Raw genomic sequence first — 16950 nt, 5'->3', positions numbered from 1 at the left:
TGGATCTTTCCGCTATGTGAGAGGGAGGTCAGCGCGCCGTGTTCAACGCGGCTTCGGCGTCATCTTCAGCGCGAAATTCGGCGGCGATCGCCTCATCTTCCGTCGTGATCGTGCGCGTCGCGCGGCGGCGTTCGGCGCTCGCGGCCAGCTTGGCTTCGCGGCCCCAGGCATTGGCAGCGGCCAGCGCAACGCCACGGGCGTTGGGCAGGGTTTCGGACAGGGAACGGGCGTGATGGATCGACTGCTGGGCAAGGCAGAAGGCGGATGTCTGGGCCATGGAGCAGGCTCCTTTGCGCGAGGGATCGGGATAACAGGGCAACAGGATGCGCTTCGTCGGACGCGCGCGGATCAAGCATGTCGCAGGAGGATGGACGATCATCGCGCCACGCGATGCGGCGGATCGTTCCTTTCACTTGTGAAATAGTATCGACGGGACGGGTTTACAAGGGCCGCCGCTTTTTCGGCATTTGGCACGCAGCCCCCCCTTTCACCGCCCTGAAATCGCCTTATGCTGCGGGCAGCCAAGGGAGACTTTCATCATGCGCCATGCGCTCGCAGCCATATTGGCCGTCGCCAGCTTCACCTCCATCGCGATCGCCCAGACCGATCCGGCAACGCCGCCGACAGCCCCGGCGGAAACGCCGCAAAGCGCGATCGGCGCGACCATAGCGAAGGATATGGAAGGGCTGATGGCGCTCTATCGCGACCTCCATGCCAATCCCGAATTGTCGGAACAGGAAGTCAATACCGCCGCGAAGCTCGCCAAGCGGCTGAAAGCGTTGAAGTTCGACGTGACCGACAAGGTCGGCGGCACGGGCGTGGTTGCGGTGATGAAGAACGGGTCCGGCCCGGTGCTGCTGATCCGGGCGGATATGGACGCATTGCCGGTCGTCGAACAGACCGGGCTGCCCTTCGCGTCGAAAGTGCGTACCAAGACGCCCGAAGGCGTTGAAACGGGCGTCATGCACGCCTGCGGCCATGACACGCATATGACCGCCTTTATCGAAACGGCCAAGCTGCTGGCGGCGGCCAAGGATGAGTGGAAAGGCACGCTGGTGATGATCCTCCAGCCTGCCGAGGAAGTCGGGCGCGGCGCGCGGCTGATGCTGGAGGACGGGCTTTACACCCGCTTCCCCAAGCCTACCCACGCCATCGCCTTTCACGACGCGGCCAATCTGGAGGCGGGCAAGATCGGCTATACGCCCGGCTATGCGCTGGCCAATGTCGACAGCGTGGACATATTGGTGCGGGGCGTGGGCGGCCATGGCGCCTATCCGCAAACGACCAAAGATCCGATCGTGCTGGGATCGCGGATCGTGGGGACGCTCCAGACGCTGGTGAGCCGGGAGCAGGAGCCATCCGACCCGGCGGTCGTGACGGTGGGCAGTTTCCAGGGCGGGGCCAAGCATAATATCATCCCTGACGAAGCGAAATTGCTGCTGACGATCCGTAGCTATTCGGACGAGACGCGGGCCAGGCTGATCGACGGGATCAAGCGCATTTCGCGCGGCGAAGCGATCGCGGCCGGGGTGCCGGACGACCGGATGCCGGTGGTGACGGTGAAGGACGAATTCACCCCCTCCACCTACAACCCGCCCGAATTTGCCGAACAGATGGCAGGCGTGCTGAAAGGGCATTTCCCCGAAGGCCGGGTGGTCAAGACCCAGGCGGTGATGGGCGGCGAGGATTTCGGCCGCTTCTATCGCGCGGACAAGAGCATCCACAGCTTCATCTTCTGGGTCGGCGGCGTGCCTGCGGACAAGATGGCGGCGGCGCAGGCGGGCCAGGCTCCCCTTCCCTCGCTCCACAGCCCTTTCTGGGCGCCGCAAGCCGACGCAGTGATCGCAACGGCGAGCGAAGCGATGACGGTGCTGGCGCTGGATATATTGAAGAAGGAGTAGGCTGCCTATTGCGGCCGATGCCCCTTGCGCCATTTGGTCCACAGGTGCCGGGCCAGCATCAGGGGCGGCATTCTTAGCCAGTGGGAGCGCAGGAAGAAGGCGAACACCAGCGCCTTGCGGGTCTCGCGGCCCCAGCCGTCGCGGGCCAGCAGCCGGGCGCGGATCAGGCGATCCCACAGGGTCAGGCGCGCGCCGGGGCCGTAGAGCGCGGCGGCCAGTCGCTGCGCTTGCCGGACATGGGACGTCAGGCCATGGCGGGCGGCGCGGGTCGCCAATATGTCCGGGTCAGTGTCGGCCAGCAGATGATGGATGTCCCACAGGTTGCGCAGCCCGCCCTGCAAATCGCCATCGGCCAGCATATGGGCGACGGCATGGACGACCCGATCTTCGGGGGACAGGACGAAAAGGCCATCATCCACTGGCACGGCGTCGGCGATCATCGCGGCGGCATCGGGGGTCTGGCGCGCGGTGAGCGGCAATATCGTGTGATGCACGTCGATCATCCGGTCGCGCGTCGCGTGGATCATCGGCGGGAGTTCGTGCATCCATTGGCGATAATAGACATCGTCATAGGGATCATCCTTCACCCATTCCCAGCCCGCCGCGATCAGCGCCTGTTCGACCGCCGCCATCGCCTCGACCGGCACGAGGATGTCGAGATCGCCGATGAAGCGCCCCTGCCCGGCCTTCAGTCCGGCGGCGGCATAGGCCGTGCCCTTGAGCAGGACGACACGCACGCCCAGAGCCCCAAGCGCCTGCGCCGCGCGATCAGCCTCCCATAGCGCCTGCCGCGCTTCGCGGGCGGCATCCAGCCGCGCATCGGACAGGATCGGCGTGAGCGCTGAGGGCACCGTCACCCCATCAAGCCGAAACGCCAGCGTCCCGATCAGCCGTTCGGCACGCGCGGCGGCGATCAGGCCGTTCCAGCCGGATGCGTCCAGCCCGGCGACGGACGCAGGATCACGCAGCGTGCGCACCAGCAGCGCGGCGCTCATGCCATCTCCTCCCACAGCCGTTCGACCATGGCGATGGCGTCCTCACCCGTGGGGAAGTCGATCGCGCGGGCGGGAACATCGCGCACGAACCGGGTCAGCGCCGTGAAAGCGGGTTCGCCCAACGCGACATAATTGGTCGAGGCTTGCGTGAGGCGCATGAAGATTTCCGCCTGGCCAACGGCACGCACATCGGCGGCGTGGCCGAAGCGGGGGAAAAGCAGCAGTGCGGGCATCGCCCCCTGCCCCATGCGCGCGACCGCATCATGGCGGGGACCATATGGCGAATGTCGCCCTTGGCCGTGGCGGCGAGCAGCGGCCCCATGCGCCCCTCCCCGACTTGGCCCGCCACCACGTCGATCGCGCGATTCTTGAGGCTGACGAGGCGGGGAAAGGGCAGGATCGCGCCGCTATCAAGGTCCAGCAAGGCAAATTCATCGCCCATGAAGCGCCAGCCACGTTCGCCAAGCAGGGCCGCGAGGGTCGATTTGCCCGAGCCAGACTCGCCGGTCATCACCAGCACGCGACCATCTTTTTCTACGCTGGAGGCATGAAGCAGCAGGTGCCGCCGCCAGCCCAGCGCCATTTGCAGGTTCATCCCCATCTCCGCCGCGAGCAGGCCATGGGACAGGCTCATCGGCGCAGCATCGGCCAGGCCATGGTCGCCGGTGATGAAAATGGACGGGCGGATGAAGCGGCGCACAAGACTGGTCGGCTGGAGCCGGACGGTGAAATCCGCGATGGCGTCGGCAGGTTGCGGATAGGCGGCGTAGAGGCTGGCAAGTTGGTCGATCGGCGCTGGCCAGGCGGAGCCGATGCGGAAGGTCGCCGGGCCAATGCGCAGCGTCAGATGGTGCCTCATGCCGGGCGCACCAGGCCGAGCGCCACCAGCGCGTCAAGATGGGCGGCGATTTCGTCGATCGCTTCGTCTGCCGGGCCAAGGTCGAAGCTGCGGGCCAGCCGGTCATGGATCTGCGCCACGCTGGCCGGGCCGCCATCGGCCAGTTGATCAAGAATTTCGGGGACCGGGCTGATCACCATATGGGTCTGCTCCGACCGTGGATGGTAGAGGAGGACGATGTCGTCGAGCGCGCAGGCGGTCACCGCATCCGCCCCGTCCCGCCGATAGAGTTTCGTCGCTGTCACTCTCTGCTACCCCATAAGCAGCGCCCTGCTCCGGCGCTATTGCATATGGTGCCACCACATGCCCGTCATGCTGAACTTGTTTCAGCATCCATTTCTCGTCCCAAACAACTGCTTGATCTGGTGAAATGGACCCTGAAACAAGTTCAGGGTGACGATGAAGGAGATGTTGGCCTCACATACATCCGCCCTGCCCTAACGCAGAGGGGTAGCCAAGTGCCTAACGCGGCATCTGGAGCGAGGCGTAGCAGGTGAAGCCGCTGGTGCCGGACTGAAGGCGGCGGATATAGTTGAGATAGGCCTGATTCTGCTGATAGCTGGTGCCCGGCAGCGGGCGTCCCCGCAAGGCTTGCTTGACCTGTTCGCCGGTGAAGGGGCGACCCGCGCCGGGAAAGGCGCCGGGCGTCCCGGCGGGGACGAGCTGGCCATTGGGGGCGATCAGATTGCCCGCCCGGCCGGCATCCGGCACGGGTATCGTGCAGTTGAGGACCGAGGCGGCGGTATTGGCCAGCGCCGGGCGGATCGACACGATCGCGGACGCCGCCGCTGCGCCACCCATCAACAACTGGCGACGCGAAGGCACGGCCAGATCGGGCGTGTCGGCCTGCGCAGCCATATCGGGCTGCTGGTCATCATCCTGTCCGGTCATCGGCTCGCTCATCTGATCCTGGTCCGCTATCGGGCTTGCCAAAGCGTCATGATTGCACGCTATTGGGCCAGACATCGCAGCAAATGCGCGACAAATCCAGTGCGGTAACCATGAATCGACTCAGTCCTTCCCAGATCATCGCCTCCTTCGCCGTCCTGCTGCTGAGCACGGGCGCTGCCCTGATGATGGGCGCATCCCCCTTTGCCGTCATGCTGCCGGTGCTGGCGGGCGTGATCGTCCTGGCCATTACCGCCGAAGCCGGTACGCCACGGCGCGACGTACCGAAAGTGACGCTGGACGAGCCGGACCTGATCGACCATCCCGATTTTGCGAGCCTGCTGGAGGGGATTTCCGATCCGCTGATGCTGGTGGAGCGCGGGCGGATCGCGCGGGTCAACCGGGCGGCGCAGCGCCTGCTGGGCGCGCATATCGAGGGGGAGGATGCGCGCATCGCCATCCGGCATCCTGCCGCCGCCGAACGACTGGCGAGCCTTGCCCCGCTGGCCGAACCGTTCATGATCGAACTGGTCGGGCTGGGCACGCGCGAGCAGCGCTGGCAGATGCGGGTCGCGCCGGTGGGCGCGGTGGCGGACATGCGCCGCCTGGTGCATCTGGTCGACCATAGCGGCACCCATGCCGCCGAGCGGATGCGGGTCGATTTCGTCGCCAATGCCAGCCATGAACTGCGCACGCCGCTGGCCGGGATATTGGGCTTTATCGAAACGCTGGCCGATCCCGAACTGGGCAAGGACGACGAAACCCGGCAGCGCTTCCTTAAAATCATGGATGGCGAAGCGCGGCGGATGCAGCGACTGGTCGATGACCTGATCTCGCTGTCGCGGATCGAGGCGGAGAAATATCGCGCGCCCGCGGACGCGGTCGATCTGGGCGAACTGGTCGCCGAAGCGGTCAATGTGTTCCGATCCAGCCATGGCGAGCGTGGCCGCGAGGTGGAGATGGATGTCGCGCCGGGGCGGCAGGCGGTGCAGGGCGATCGGGCGCAGCTGTCGCAGCTGCTGCACAATCTGATCGGCAATTCGGTCAAATATGGCCGTCCCGGCACGCCGATCCGGGTGACGCTGAGCGAAGGCGGCAGCCGCATGTGCCGCCTGTCCGTCGCCGACGAAGGGGAAGGCATAGGCCCGGACCATCTGCCACGCCTGACCGAGCGCTTCTACCGCGTCGATTCAGGGCGCAGCCGGGCGATGGGCGGCACCGGGCTGGGGCTGGCGATCGTCAAACATATTGTCGAACGGCATCGCGGACGGCTGGACGTAGCAAGCGTTTTGGGCAAGGGAACGACCGTGACCGTGCTGCTGCCGCTGATGAACGAGGCGGAAGCCGGGCAGGTTTGACCAAAATAGCGATCCTGTCATCATCGCCTTTTGCGATGTCATCAAACTGCAACCTGAATGTCACAATGCCGCGATGGAGCGGCCCTATAGCGCCGGTCAAAGGGGGCAGCGAACAGCGAATCGCGGCCTTTCATAATGGAGGTTTCCGTGCATAAATTCACCCTGTTCGCCGCAACGGCATTGAGCGTCATTTCCCTGTCCGCCTGCGGCGACCAGAGCGGCAGCGGCGGCGCGGGCCAGACCCGCGACCAGATTCGCGCGGTCGGATCGTCGACTGTCTATCCCTTCGCGACGGCGGTTGCCGAACTGTTCGTTCAGGGCAATCCCGGCATGAAGTCGCCGATCATCGAATCGACCGGCACTGGCGGCGGCATGAAGCTGTTCTGCGCCGGCGTCGGCGCCCAGCATCCCGACATTGCCGATGCATCGCGCCGGATGAAGAAATCCGAATTCGACATGTGTGCGACCAATGGGGTCAAGGACATCATCGAAGTGCAGGTCGGCGTCGACGGCCTGGCCTTTGCCGAAGCCAAAAACGGTCCCGGCTACAAGCTGACGCCGAAAATCGTCTATGAGGCGCTGGCGGCCAATCCCTATGGCAAGGGCCCGAACAAGGCGCAGACCTGGAAGGATGTCGATCCCAGCCTGCCCGCCATCGCGATTTCGGTGTTCGGTCCTCCGTCCACCAGCGGCACGCGCGATTCGCTGGCGGAACTGATTCTGGAAAAAGGTTGCCAGTCCGACCCGGCGATGAAGGAACTGAAAGAGAAGAACGAGGACGAGTATAAGGCAACCTGCACTCGCGTCCGTGAGGACGGCAAATATGTCGATTCGGGCGAGAATGACAATCTGATCGTCCAGAAACTGGGCGCGAACCCCAATGCGGTCGGCATATTCGGCTACAGCTTCTTGGAAGAGAATAAGGACACGCTCAAGGATGTGCCGATCAACGGCATCCAGGCGACCTATGAAACGGTCTCGACCGGCCAGTATCCGGGTGCGCGTCCGCTCTATATCTACGTGAAGAAGGCGCATATTGCGGCCATTCCGGGGCTGCAAAACTATCTCAACACCTTCGCCGCCAACTGGGCGCCCGATGGCGCCCTCACCAAGCGCGGCATGGTCGCGGCCCCCGAAGATGTCCGCAAGGCCAGCGCCGAAACGATCAAGGCGCTGACCGTGCTTGACGGCTCCAAGCTGAAGTAAGGGCCATAATGACCGGTCCCGCACTTTTCCTGCTGCTCGCTGGCCTGGGCGCTATCGCCTGGGTCAGCGCCCGCGCCCGCGCCATGCGTTTGCAGACCGTGGCACGGGCGACCGGGCGGCGCGATGCCGTCCATTCGCTGCCGGGCTATCATGGCTGGTATGTCGCCTTGTGGGCGATCGTACCGGCGGTCCTGTTTCTGGCGGTCTGGTCCAATGTCGCGCCCGGTCTGGTGACGCAGGCAGTGCTGGCCGATCCGGCGGCGCAAAGCCTGCCCGCCGACGATTTCTCGCGCTCCGCCATATTGGGTGAGGCACGGGCGATCGCGACGGGCGCGCAGGCGGGCGCGTTCAATCCGCTGTCGCAGGGACTGGTCGAACCCTATCGCGCCGCCATCAGCAAATATGGCCTGGCGGGCGCTGTGCTGGCGATCGTGCTCGCCTTTGCCGGCGGCGCCTATGCCTTCACGCGCGTTCGCCCCGATTTCCGGGCGCGCACGCGGGTCGAACGGCTGGTGATGGCGACGCTGCTGATCGCATCGCTGATCGCGATCGTGACGACGGTGGGGATCGTCGCGTCCCTGCTGTGGGAAAGTTTCCGCTTCTTTTCCATGGTCAATCCGCTGGACTTCCTGTTCGGCACCAAATGGTCGCCGCAATCGGCGGCGATGGGCTATGGCAACAAGGATGCGTTCGGCGCGGTGCCGCTCTTCTGGGGCACCATCTTCATCGGCGCGATCATCGCCATGGTCGTCGCCATTCCGCTGGGCCTGATGAGCGCCATCTATCTGACCCAATATGCCCAGCCCGTCGTGCGCAAATGGATGAAACCGACGCTGGAGATGCTCGCGGGCGTTCCAACGGTGGTCTATGGCTATTTCGCGGCGCTCACCATTGCGCCTGCGCTGCGCGACTTTGCGGTGACGATCGGCATCCATGGCGCTTCGTCGGAAAGCGCGCTGGCGGCTGGTCTGGTGATGGGCGTGATGATCATTCCCTTCGTCTCTTCCATGGCCGACGACAGCATCGCCGCCGTGCCGCAGTCGATGCGCGACGGCAGCCTGGCGATGGGCGCGACCACGAGCGAAACGATCCGCAAGGTGTTGATCCCGGCCGCCCTGCCCGGCGTGGTCGGCGGCGTATTGCTGGCGGTCAGCCGCGCGATCGGCGAAACGATGATCGTGGTCATGGCCGCCGGTCTGGCCGCGAACCTGACCCTCAACCCCTTTGCCAGCGTGACCACGGTGACGACCCAGATCGTCCAGTTGCTGACCGGCGACCAGGAATTTGACAGCGCCAAGACGCTGGCCGCCTTCGCGCTTGGCCTCGTGCTGTTCATCGTCACCCTGCTGCTCAACATCGTGGCCCTGCGGGTCGTGAAGAAATATCGCGAGGCTTACGAATGAGCCGGAACACCCAACATCCGTTCGCCCTGAGCGAAGTCGAAGGGTTCGACCGACCGGAAGGAGGTCACTTCGCTGCGCTCAGTGGAAGGCTTCGACAGGCTCAGCCCGAACGGGGAGAGACAGAATGACCACTCGCAACCCCACCGACTGGAAGTCGGACGCGATGCGCAAGCGGATTGCGCGGCGCTATGCGGCCGAGCGGCGGTTCAAATTCGCCGGCCTGTTCGCCGTGGCGCTCTCTGCCGCCTTCCTCGCCTTCCTGCTGTTCACGATGATCGGCAACGGGCTGCGCGGATTCACCCGCACGGAAATCGCGCTTCAGGTCAACTTCCCTGCGTCCCCTCTGCTGCTTGATCCGGCCAACATCACCGACGCAGCCTTGGCCAATGCCAATCTGCCGATGGTGACCGGGCAGGTCGCGAAGGCAGCGCTCGGCCCGGACGCCGACGCCCTGCTGTCGCCGACCGCCTGGATCAGCATCCGCGATGCGATCAAGGCCGATCCGGCGATATTGGGACAGACGGTGACGATCCGCGTTCCAGCCTCGACCACCATAGACCTCGCCGCCAAGCATGAAGGCGCGCCGGAAGCCGAAGCGGCAGTGGAGCGCCTGCGCAAGGCAGGGCTGCTGACGACCGGCTTCAACTGGGGCTTCCTGACGTCCAGCGACGGCACCGATCCGACGCAGGTCGGCATCTGGGGGGCGTTCAAGGGTTCGTTGCTGACGATGCTGGTGACGCTGGCGCTCAGCTTCCCGGTTGGCGTGGCCACCGCCCTCTATCTGGAGGAATATGCGCCCAAGACGTGGTGGACCGACATTATCGAAGTGTCGATCAACAATCTGGCGGCGGTCCCCTCCATCATCTTCGGCCTGCTTGGCCTGTCCATCTTCCTCAACTTCATGCACCTGCCACGATCGGCGCCGCTGATCGGGGGCATGACGCTGGCGCTGATGACGATGCCGGTCATCGTCATTGCCGGGCGCAACGCGATCAAGTCCGTCCCGCCCAGCATCCGCGACGCGGCGCTCGGCATCGGCGCCTCGCCGGTGCAGGTCGTGTTCCACCATGTCCTGCCGCTGGCGCTGCCCGGCATCCTGACCGGCACGATCATCGGCATGGCCCGCGCGCTGGGCGAAACCGCGCCGCTGCTGATGATCGGCATGCGCGCCTTCATCGCAACGCCGCCGGGCGGGATCAACGATCCGGCGACCGTGTTGCCGGTGCAGATCTTCCTGTGGTCCGATGAAGTCTCCAGGGGCTTTGTCGAAAAGACGTCGGCCGCGATCATCGTGCTGCTGGCCTTCCTCCTCGCGATGAATGGCCTGGCCATCTATCTGCGCAACAAGTTTGAAACACGGTGGTAAACGCGCCCATGACCGAAGCAACAAACCCTCTGGCCATTGCCAACCCCAAAATGTCGGCCCGCGACGTCAAGGTCTTTTACGGCGCGAAGCAGGCGATAAAGGGCGTGTCGATCGACGTCGACATGGACCATGTCACCGCCTTCATCGGCCCGTCGGGCTGCGGCAAGTCGACCTTCCTGCGGACGTTGAACCGCATGAACGACACGGTTGCCAGCGCGCGGGTGGAAGGCACGATCACGCTGGATGGGGACGATATTTATTCCCCGTCGATGGACGTGGTGCAACTGCGCGCGCGGGTCGGCATGGTGTTCCAGAAGCCCAATCCCTTCCCCAAGTCGATCTACGAAAATATCGCCTATGGGCCGCGCATCCATGGCCTGGCCCATGCCAAGGCGGACCTGGACGTGATCGTCGAAAAATCGCTGCGCCGCGCGGGCCTGTGGGAAGAAGTGAAGGACCGGCTGCACGACAGCGGCACTGCCCTGTCCGGCGGGCAGCAGCAGCGGCTATGCATTGGCCGCGCTATTGCGGTGGAGCCGGAGGTCATCCTGATGGACGAACCCTGTTCCGCGCTGGACCCGATCGCAACGGCGAAGATCGAGGAGCTGATCCACGAACTGCGCGGCCGCTATGCGATCGTCATCGTGACCCACAACATGCAGCAGGCTGCGCGCGTGTCGCAACGCACCGCCTTCTTCCACCTCGGCGATCTGGTCGAATATGGCGTGACGAGCGACATCTTCACGAACCCGACGCAGGAGCGGACCAAGGATTATATCACCGGTCGCTACGGCTGATCGCGGGAGAAACGAATATGGCTGAACATACGATCAAGGCGTTCGACGAGGAAATCGACAGGCTGCGCGGCCTGATCGCGGAAATGGGCGGACGGGCCGAAGCTGCCATCGAAAGCGCAATGACCGCGCTGCAACGGCAGGATCTGGCGCTGGCGGCGCAGGTGGTGGCCGACGACAAGCGTATCGACGCGATCGAGGCGGAAGTCGAAAAGCTGGTCATCCAGGTGATCGCGCTCCGCGCGCCGATGGCCAATGACCTGCGCGACGTCATCGCCGCGCTCAAGATTGTCGGCGTGGTCGAGCGGATTGGCGATTATGCCAAGAATATCGCCAAGCGGGTGCCGCTGATCATGGTCAACCAGCGCACGCTGGAGCCGGTATCGCTGTTGCCGTCCATGGGACAGGTGGCGAGCGAGATGGTGCATGACGCGCTCAACGCCTTTGCCGCGCGCGATCCCGATCTGGCGGTCGCCGTGGTCGAGCGCGACACGGTGGTCGACGATTTCTACAACAGCGTGTTCCGCACGCTGGTCACCTATATGGTCGAAAATCCCAAGACGATCAGCGAATGCGCGCATCTGCTGTTCATCGCCAAGAATATCGAGCGGATCGGCGACCATGCGACCAATGTCGCGGAAATGGTCTATTATGCGGCTACGGGCCAGACCCTGCCCGACCGCGATCGCGGCGGCGCGGCGGCGGAGGAATAAGGACCATGGCCCGTGCAAAAATGCTGCTGGTCGAGGATGACGCAGCGCTGGCCGAATTGCTGATCTGGCATTTCAAGCGTGAGGATTTCGACGTCGCCCATACGGTCGATGGCGAGGAAGCCCTGTTGATGGCGCAGGAAAATGTGCCCGACATCGTGCTGCTCGACTGGATGGTGGAAAGCCTGTCGGGGATCGAGGTGTGCCGCCGCCTGCGCCGCGCCAACGGCACCGCCAATGTGCCGATCATCATGCTGACCGCGCGCGGTGAGGAAGAGGATCGGGTGCGCGGGCTGGAAACGGGCGCGGACGATTATGTGACCAAGCCGTTTTCGCCACGCGAGCTGGTGGCGCGGGTCGGCGCGGTGCTGCGGCGCGTGCGCCCGGCGCTGGCCGGCGAAACGCTGACCTTTGCCGATGTCGAGATGGACACGGTGGGGCACAAGGTACGGCGCGGCGGGCAGGTTATCCCGCTCGGCCCAACCGAATTCCGCCTGCTGCGCCATTTTCTGGAGCATCCCGGCTGGGTATTCTCGCGCGAACGGCTGCTCGACAGCGTGTGGGGGCAGGACAGCGATATCGAACTGCGCACCGTGGACGTGCATATCCGCCGCCTGCGCAAGGCTATCAACGGCGATGGCCAGTTTCAGGACATCATCCGCACCGTGCGGTCGGCGGGCTATGCGCTGGATACCGACGGGGTGAACTGACCCAGAGGCCCGTCATGCCAGCGAAGGCTGGCATCTCCCTTATTCTTGCAGCGCCGCGCAAAGGAAACGAGATCCCGGCTTTCGCCGGGATGACGAACATAAATCAGGCGGCGCGGCGGGCCTTGGTCAGCTTCTTCATCAGCATGTCGCGCTTCATGCGCGACAGGTGGTCGATGAAGAGAACACCCTCCAGATGGTCCATTTCATGCTGGAGGCAGGTGGCAAGCAGCCCGTCGAGCTGTTCCTCATGAATGCGGCCGTCGCGGTCCATCCAGCTGGCGCGGATCGTCGCGGGACGCTCCACCTCCGCATATTGGTCGGGAACGGACAGGCAGCCCTCGTTATAGACGGACAAATCCTCCGATTCCTTGAGGATTTCGGGGTTGATGAACACCATCGGCTTCTTGACCGGGGGAGCGTCCTCCGCGTCGGATTCCGGTTCCTGCAAGTCCATCACCAACACCCGCTTGGGCACGCCGACCTGGATCGCGGCCAGGCCGATGCCCGGCGCGTCATACATGGTGTCGAACATGTCGTCGATCAGACGTTGCAGATCGTCGTCGATCGACTCCACGGGGGTCGAAATGGTGCGCAGGCGCGGGTCCGGCGCCTCTAGGATGGGAAGAATGGCCATCTTCATAAAATAGCGGAAAGACGCAGGATTTCAAGCGATCCACGGCGCGGGCAAAAGGTTTCACTCCCCTACCCCACCGGCCTTCGCGCCCGCAGCGCCTGCGCCAGCGTTCCTTCGTCCAGATAGTCCAGTTCGCCGCCCACCGGCACGCCATGGGCCAACTGGGTCAGGCGGATCGGGAAATGTTCGAGCCGCTCGGCCAGATAATGGGCGGTCGTCTGCCCCTCCAGCGTCGCGTTCATCGCCAGCACCACTTCATCGATGCCGCCCTGTTCCAGCCGCCCGACCAGCGCATCGATGGTCAGATCCTCCGGCCGCACCCCTTCCAGCGCGGACAGGCGACCGCCCAGCACATGGAAGCGGCCGGGGAAAAGGCGGGACTTGTCGAGCGCCCACAGGTCGGCAACATCCTCCACGACGCACAGCGCACGCGGGTCGCGGCGCGGATCGGCGCAGATGCCGCAAGGATCGACCGTGTCGACATTGCCGCAGACATGGCAGGTGACGAGCCGGTCGTTCACCGCCTCCAGCGCGCGCAGCAGCGGGGCCATGGCGGCCTCGCGCTTCTTGATGAGGTGCAGCACCGCCCGCCGCGCGGAACGCGGCCCCAGACCGGGCAGGCGGGACAGGGCTTGCGTCAGCGCTTCGATTTCGGGAGAGGCCATGCCGTGAGATAAGGGCTTGCAACCCGTCCCGACAAGGGCTTTGAGATGATGCTATGCGTATCATCTACATGGGCACTCCCGATTTCGCGGTTCCCGCGCTCGACGCACTGGCAAAGGCGGGGCACGACATCGTCGCGGTCTATAGCCAGCCGCCCCGTCCGGCCGGGCGTGGCAAGAACCTGACCCCCTCCCCTGTCCATCAACGGGCCGAGGCGATGGGGATTGAGGTTCGGACGCCGGAATCGCTGAAGGACGCGGCGGTACAGGCCGCCTTCGCGGCGCTCGATGCCGATGTCGCGGTGGTCGCGGCCTATGGGCTTATCCTGCCGCGCGCCATATTGGATGCGCCGCGCCATGGCTGCATGAACATCCATGCATCATTGCTGCCGCGCTGGCGCGGGGCGGCGCCGATCCAGCGGGCGATCCTGTCGGGCGACAATGTCACCGGGGTCACAATCATGGACATGGCGGCTGGCCTGGATACCGGGCCGATGCGGGCCAAATATGTGACCAAGATAGAGGGCAAGACGGCGGGCGCGCTGACCGCCGAACTGGCGCAGGCGGGCGCGGACCTGATGGTCGAAGTGCTGGACGATGTCGCGCAGCATCCGCCAATGGCCCAGCCAGATGAGGGCGTCACCTACGCCGCCAAGATCGCCAAGGCCGAGGCGCGGATCGACTTCACCCGGCCCGCGCTTCAGATCGAGCGGCAGGTTCGCGGCTTCAATCCTTTTCCCGGTGCCTTTTTCGAATATGGCGGGGAGCGGTTTCGCATCCTGACGGCGCAGGTCGAGCATGAGGATGGCGCGCCCGGCGCGTTGCTGGACGACGCGCTGCTGATCGCATGCGGCCATGGCGCGATCCGCCCGACATTGATCCAGCGCGCGGGCAAGGCGGCGATGACGCCGGATGAGATGCTGCGCGGGTTCGATATGCCGGCGGGGAGCCGGGTGGACGGGTGAGATGACGCGTCCCCTGTTTCTCGACCATGTTCGACACGAACGCCCCTGAGCCATGACCCGTTTTGCCTTCACCGTCGAATTTGACGGACGGCCGTTCATGGGGTGGCAGCGGCAGGCGCATGGGCCGAGCGTGCAGCAGGCGATCGAAGATGCGATCCATGCCGTGACGGGCGAGCGGGTCGTGGTTCATGCCGCCGGGCGCACCGACGCCGGTGTGCACGGGCTGGCGATGCGCGCCCATGCCGATGTGGCCAAGCCGATGACGCCATTCCGCCTGATGGAGGCGATCAACGCGCGGCTGGGACGGCAGCCGGTGGCGATATTGGGTTGCGAAGAAGTATCGGACGACTGGCACGCGCGCTTTTCCTGCATGGGCCGATCCTATGTCTATCGCATCGTCAACCGCCGCGCGGCGCTGACCTTCGAAGCGGGGCTGGCCTGGCAGGTAAAGCCGCAGCTTGATGCCGGGGCGATGCATGACGCGGCGCAAGTGCTGGTCGGGCTGCATGATTTCACCACCTTCCGGTCCGCCCATTGCCAGTCGGCCAGCCCGGTCAAGACGCTCGACCGGCTAAGCGTCGAGCGGGAGGGGGACCGGATTGCGATCCATGCCGGGGCACGATCCTTCCTGCATCATCAGGTGCGGTCCATGGTCGGTTGCCTGGCGATGGTGGGAATGGGGCGATGGTCGGCCGATGACCTGCGCGATGCGCTGGAGGCCCGCAACCGTGCCGCGCTGGGGCTCAATGCGCCGCCAGATGGCCTCTATTTTGTGCGGGCCGATTATCCGGCTTAAAGCCGGGCGCGGAACGGCGTGAAATTGGTGCCCTGGTCATAGACGTCCAGCCCTTCGCGCCGCTTGAGCATATTGACCACGCCATAGGTCACCGGCGTCAGCAGCATCTCCCAAAAGACCTTCATCGCCCAGTTGGTGACCATGACGGTCAGCACCTGCGCATTGCTCCACTGCCCGTAAAAGGCGAGCGGATAGAAGAGCAGGCTGTCCACGCCCTGCCCCACGACGGTCGACCCGATCGTGCGCATCCAAAGGTGCCGCCCTTGCGTCAGCACCTTCATGCGGGCCAGGACGAAGCTGTTGGCAAATTCCCCGGCCCAGAAGGCGATGAGGGAAGCGAACACGATCCGCCAGGTATTGCCAAACACCGATTCATAGGCGTCCTGCCCCGGCCAGCCGGGCGCTGGCGGCAGCGCGACCACGACCCAGCTCATCAGCGCCATGAACAGCATCGCGACAAAGCCCGCCCAGACGCAGCGGCGCGCGCGGGCATAGCCATAGACTTCGGTCAATACGTCGCCGATGACATAGCCCAGCGGGAAAAACAGGATGCCCGCACCAAAGGTGACGCCGCCCAGCGTCGACAGCTTGGCCGCGCCGATCAGGTTGGACAGAAGCAGGATGACGACGAAGGCCGCCATCACAAAGTCGAAATAGCGCAACGGGCGACCGCCCAGCGCATCGGCATCGATTTTCTGAACGGCCCCGTCGATCATGCAGCCGTGCATATCGCACAGGCCGGTGATTGCAAGCTGCCGCGCTCGCCGCTATCGGGGCGAAGCATGGCCCCGTAGCTCAGCTGGATAGAGCATCCGCCTTCTAAGCGGATGGTCGCAGGTTCAAGTCCTGCCGGGGTCACCATCCATCATATAAGGACGATCAGCGCCGGGCGCGTCGTCTAACGCGCCCGGCGCTCCTGGATCAGAGGATGGTCTGGCCGGTCTTTTCCCAGTCGGCCAGGAAGCCTGCAATGCCCTTGTCGGTCAGGACATGGTTGAACAGCGCCTTGATGACCGCGGGCGGCGCGGTCATGACGTCGGCGCCGATCCGCGCGCTTTCGAGCACATGGATGGGGTGGCGGACCGACGCGACCAGGATTTCGGTGTCGAACCCATAATTGTCGTAGATCAGGCGGATGTCCTGAATGAGGGCCATGCCGTCAAAGCCGTTATCGTCATGCCGACCGACAAAGGGCGAGATGAAGCTGGCGCCCGCCTTGGCCGCGAGCAGCGCCTGATTGGCGGAAAAGCACAGCGTGACGTTGACCAGCACGCCATCGTCGGTCAGCGCCTTGCAGGTTTTGAGGCCGTCGATGGTCAACGGCACCTTGATGCAGACATTGGGCGCGATCTTCCGCAGGACGGCGGCTTCCTTCATCATCGTCTCATGATCGAGCGCGACGACTTCGGCGGAAACGGGGCCTTCGACCAGCCCGCAGATTTCCTCGACCACTTCCAGGAACTTGCGGCCGGATTTGTGGATCAGCGACGGGTTGGTGGTCACGCCGTCGAGCAGGCCGGTGGCGGCGAGATCACGGATTTCGGCGGTGTCGGCGGTATCGACAAAGAATTTCATGGAATGCGGCTCCGGGGATGGGCGAATCCGGTCCCTTTAGCGGCTGGCGGCGGGATTGGCCATGTCGGATCGGGTGATTGTGTCGTCCC

At 64.7% G+C, this 16950-nt stretch carries 18 protein-coding genes, 1 tRNA gene and 1 pseudogene; 11 read left to right on the top strand and 9 right to left on the bottom strand.

All coding sequences use genetic code 11. The annotated features are described in order from the left end of the window. Window positions 1-28: 28 nt before the first annotated feature. On the bottom strand, window positions 29-277 hold the full coding sequence (locus tag CJD35_RS09885; RefSeq protein ID WP_241763575.1) for a hypothetical protein: 249 nt from the start codon (window positions 275-277) through the stop codon (window positions 29-31). A gap of 262 nt (window positions 278-539) precedes the next feature. Here CJD35_RS09885 and CJD35_RS09880 point away from each other — a divergent pair, with 262 nt between their 5' ends. Next, window positions 540-1901 (top strand): amidohydrolase, encoded by a 1362-nt coding sequence (locus tag CJD35_RS09880; RefSeq protein ID WP_017181549.1) that lies wholly within the window; start codon window positions 540-542, stop codon window positions 1899-1901. 5 nt (window positions 1902-1906) lie between these two features. Here CJD35_RS09880 and CJD35_RS09875 read toward each other — a convergent pair whose 3' ends face one another. The 4 genes and pseudogenes from CJD35_RS09875 to CJD35_RS09860 form a co-directional block, all read right to left on the bottom strand. Further along, window positions 1907-2896, bottom strand: coding sequence for a nucleotidyltransferase domain-containing protein (locus tag CJD35_RS09875; RefSeq protein WP_017181550.1), 990 nt, complete (start codon window positions 2894-2896; stop codon window positions 1907-1909). Then, window positions 2893-3755, bottom strand: a pseudogene (locus CJD35_RS09870) (HprK-related kinase A). Before CJD35_RS09870 ends, CJD35_RS09875 begins: the two are co-directional and overlap by 4 nt. Continuing rightward, window positions 3752-4039 carry an HPr-rel-A system PqqD family peptide chaperone gene (locus tag CJD35_RS09865; RefSeq protein WP_017181552.1) on the bottom strand — a complete coding sequence of 96 codons (288 nt, stop codon included), beginning with the start codon at window positions 4037-4039 and terminating at the stop codon, window positions 3752-3754. Before CJD35_RS09865 ends, CJD35_RS09870 begins: the two are co-directional and overlap by 4 nt. 217 nt (window positions 4040-4256) lie before the next feature. Next, complete coding sequence (locus CJD35_RS09860) at window positions 4257-4697, bottom strand: hypothetical protein (RefSeq protein ID WP_017181553.1); 441 nt, start codon at window positions 4695-4697, stop codon at window positions 4257-4259. 98 nt (window positions 4698-4795) lie between these two features. Here CJD35_RS09860 and CJD35_RS09855 point away from each other — a divergent pair, with 98 nt between their 5' ends. The 7 genes from CJD35_RS09855 (at window position 4796) to phoB (ending at window position 12229) form a co-directional block, all read left to right on the top strand. Continuing rightward, a complete protein-coding gene (locus tag CJD35_RS09855; RefSeq protein ID WP_026002117.1) occupies window positions 4796-6040 on the top strand; it encodes a sensor histidine kinase in 1245 nt (414 codons plus the stop codon). Window positions 6041-6175: 135 nt separating this feature from the next. After that, window positions 6176-7246 carry a substrate-binding domain-containing protein gene (locus CJD35_RS09850; protein ID WP_017181555.1) on the top strand — a complete coding sequence of 357 codons (1071 nt, stop codon included), beginning with the start codon at window positions 6176-6178 and terminating at the stop codon, window positions 7244-7246. 8 nt (window positions 7247-7254) lie between these two features. After that, window positions 7255-8649, top strand: a complete 1395-nt coding sequence (pstC, locus tag CJD35_RS09845; RefSeq protein WP_017181556.1) for a phosphate ABC transporter permease subunit PstC — start codon at window positions 7255-7257, stop codon at window positions 8647-8649. A gap of 124 nt (window positions 8650-8773) precedes the next feature. Beyond that, complete coding sequence (pstA, locus tag CJD35_RS09840) at window positions 8774-10015, top strand: phosphate ABC transporter permease PstA (RefSeq protein WP_095687012.1); 1242 nt, start codon at window positions 8774-8776, stop codon at window positions 10013-10015. 8 nt (window positions 10016-10023) lie between these two features. Then, on the top strand, window positions 10024-10812 hold the full coding sequence (pstB, locus tag CJD35_RS09835) for a phosphate ABC transporter ATP-binding protein PstB (RefSeq protein WP_017181558.1): 789 nt from the start codon (window positions 10024-10026) through the stop codon (window positions 10810-10812). Window positions 10813-10829: 17 nt separating this feature from the next. Beyond that, window positions 10830-11522 (top strand): phosphate signaling complex protein PhoU, encoded by a 693-nt coding sequence (gene phoU, locus CJD35_RS09830; protein ID WP_017181559.1) that lies wholly within the window; start codon window positions 10830-10832, stop codon window positions 11520-11522. A gap of 5 nt (window positions 11523-11527) precedes the next feature. Then, window positions 11528-12229: a phosphate regulon transcriptional regulator PhoB gene (gene phoB / locus CJD35_RS09825; protein ID WP_026002119.1), complete on the top strand. Its 702-nt coding sequence runs from the start codon at window positions 11528-11530 to the stop codon at window positions 12227-12229. Between the two features lie 103 nt (window positions 12230-12332). On the opposite strand, the gene def is transcribed toward phoB, so the two are convergent. Continuing rightward, window positions 12333-12863 carry a peptide deformylase gene (def, locus tag CJD35_RS09820; RefSeq protein WP_026002120.1) on the bottom strand — a complete coding sequence of 177 codons (531 nt, stop codon included), beginning with the start codon at window positions 12861-12863 and terminating at the stop codon, window positions 12333-12335. A gap of 68 nt (window positions 12864-12931) precedes the next feature. Continuing rightward, window positions 12932-13528 carry a recombination mediator RecR gene (gene recR / locus CJD35_RS09815; protein WP_017181562.1) on the bottom strand — a complete coding sequence of 199 codons (597 nt, stop codon included), beginning with the start codon at window positions 13526-13528 and terminating at the stop codon, window positions 12932-12934. Between the two features lie 53 nt (window positions 13529-13581). Here recR and fmt point away from each other — a divergent pair, with 53 nt between their 5' ends. Together fmt and truA are read left to right on the top strand one after the other, a co-directional pair. Next, on the top strand, window positions 13582-14490 hold the full coding sequence (fmt, locus tag CJD35_RS09810; RefSeq protein ID WP_095687011.1) for a methionyl-tRNA formyltransferase: 909 nt from the start codon (window positions 13582-13584) through the stop codon (window positions 14488-14490). Window positions 14491-14542: 52 nt separating this feature from the next. Beyond that, on the top strand, window positions 14543-15286 hold the full coding sequence (gene truA / locus CJD35_RS09805) for a tRNA pseudouridine(38-40) synthase TruA (RefSeq protein ID WP_017181564.1): 744 nt from the start codon (window positions 14543-14545) through the stop codon (window positions 15284-15286). On the opposite strand, the gene CJD35_RS09800 is transcribed toward truA, so the two are convergent. Further along, window positions 15283-16002, bottom strand: a complete 720-nt coding sequence (locus CJD35_RS09800; protein WP_017181565.1) for a queuosine precursor transporter — start codon at window positions 16000-16002, stop codon at window positions 15283-15285. The genes truA and CJD35_RS09800 overlap by 4 nt on opposite strands. Before the next feature lie 68 nt (window positions 16003-16070). Here CJD35_RS09800 and CJD35_RS09795 point away from each other — a divergent pair. Next, window positions 16071-16147, top strand: a tRNA-Arg gene (locus tag CJD35_RS09795). A gap of 60 nt (window positions 16148-16207) precedes the next feature. On the opposite strand, the gene fsa is transcribed toward CJD35_RS09795, so the two are convergent. Then, entirely contained in the window at window positions 16208-16861 is a 654-nt protein-coding gene (fsa, locus tag CJD35_RS09790; RefSeq protein WP_017181566.1) for a fructose-6-phosphate aldolase, read from the bottom strand. Window positions 16862-16950 lie beyond the last annotated feature (89 nt).

This window comes from Sphingobium xenophagum, assembly GCF_002288285.1.
GTDB lineage: Bacteria > Pseudomonadota > Alphaproteobacteria > Sphingomonadales > Sphingomonadaceae > Sphingobium > Sphingobium xenophagum.
Note: the sequence above shows the minus strand (reverse complement) of the source record. Positions and strands in the feature narration are given on the sequence as shown.

Coding starts and splice junctions, on each gene's coding strand:
- CJD35_RS09885 (WP_241763575.1), bottom strand. CDS start 277: ATGGCCCAGACATCCGCCTTCTGCCTTGCCCAGCAGTCGATCCATCAC.
- CJD35_RS09860 (WP_017181553.1), bottom strand. CDS start 4,697: ATGAGCGAGCCGATGACCGGACAGGATGATGACCAGCAGCCCGATATG.
- phoU (WP_017181559.1), top strand. CDS start 10,830: ATGGCTGAACATACGATCAAGGCGTTCGACGAGGAAATCGACAGGCTG.
- pstC (WP_017181556.1), top strand. CDS start 7,255: ATGACCGGTCCCGCACTTTTCCTGCTGCTCGCTGGCCTGGGCGCTATC.
- CJD35_RS09855 (WP_026002117.1), top strand. CDS start 4,796: ATGAATCGACTCAGTCCTTCCCAGATCATCGCCTCCTTCGCCGTCCTG.
- fmt (WP_095687011.1), top strand. CDS start 13,582: ATGCGTATCATCTACATGGGCACTCCCGATTTCGCGGTTCCCGCGCTC.
- CJD35_RS09875 (WP_017181550.1), bottom strand. CDS start 2,896: ATGAGCGCCGCGCTGCTGGTGCGCACGCTGCGTGATCCTGCGTCCGTC.
- pstB (WP_017181558.1), top strand. CDS start 10,024: ATGACCGAAGCAACAAACCCTCTGGCCATTGCCAACCCCAAAATGTCG.
- fsa (WP_017181566.1), bottom strand. CDS start 16,861: ATGAAATTCTTTGTCGATACCGCCGACACCGCCGAAATCCGTGATCTC.
- recR (WP_017181562.1), bottom strand. CDS start 13,528: ATGGCCTCTCCCGAAATCGAAGCGCTGACGCAAGCCCTGTCCCGCCTG.
- phoB (WP_026002119.1), top strand. CDS start 11,528: ATGGCCCGTGCAAAAATGCTGCTGGTCGAGGATGACGCAGCGCTGGCC.
- CJD35_RS09850 (WP_017181555.1), top strand. CDS start 6,176: ATGGAGGTTTCCGTGCATAAATTCACCCTGTTCGCCGCAACGGCATTG.
- CJD35_RS09800 (WP_017181565.1), bottom strand. CDS start 16,002: ATGATCGACGGGGCCGTTCAGAAAATCGATGCCGATGCGCTGGGCGGT.
- def (WP_026002120.1), bottom strand. CDS start 12,863: ATGGCCATTCTTCCCATCCTAGAGGCGCCGGACCCGCGCCTGCGCACC.
- pstA (WP_095687012.1), top strand. CDS start 8,774: ATGACCACTCGCAACCCCACCGACTGGAAGTCGGACGCGATGCGCAAG.
- CJD35_RS09880 (WP_017181549.1), top strand. CDS start 540: ATGCGCCATGCGCTCGCAGCCATATTGGCCGTCGCCAGCTTCACCTCC.
- truA (WP_017181564.1), top strand. CDS start 14,543: ATGACCCGTTTTGCCTTCACCGTCGAATTTGACGGACGGCCGTTCATG.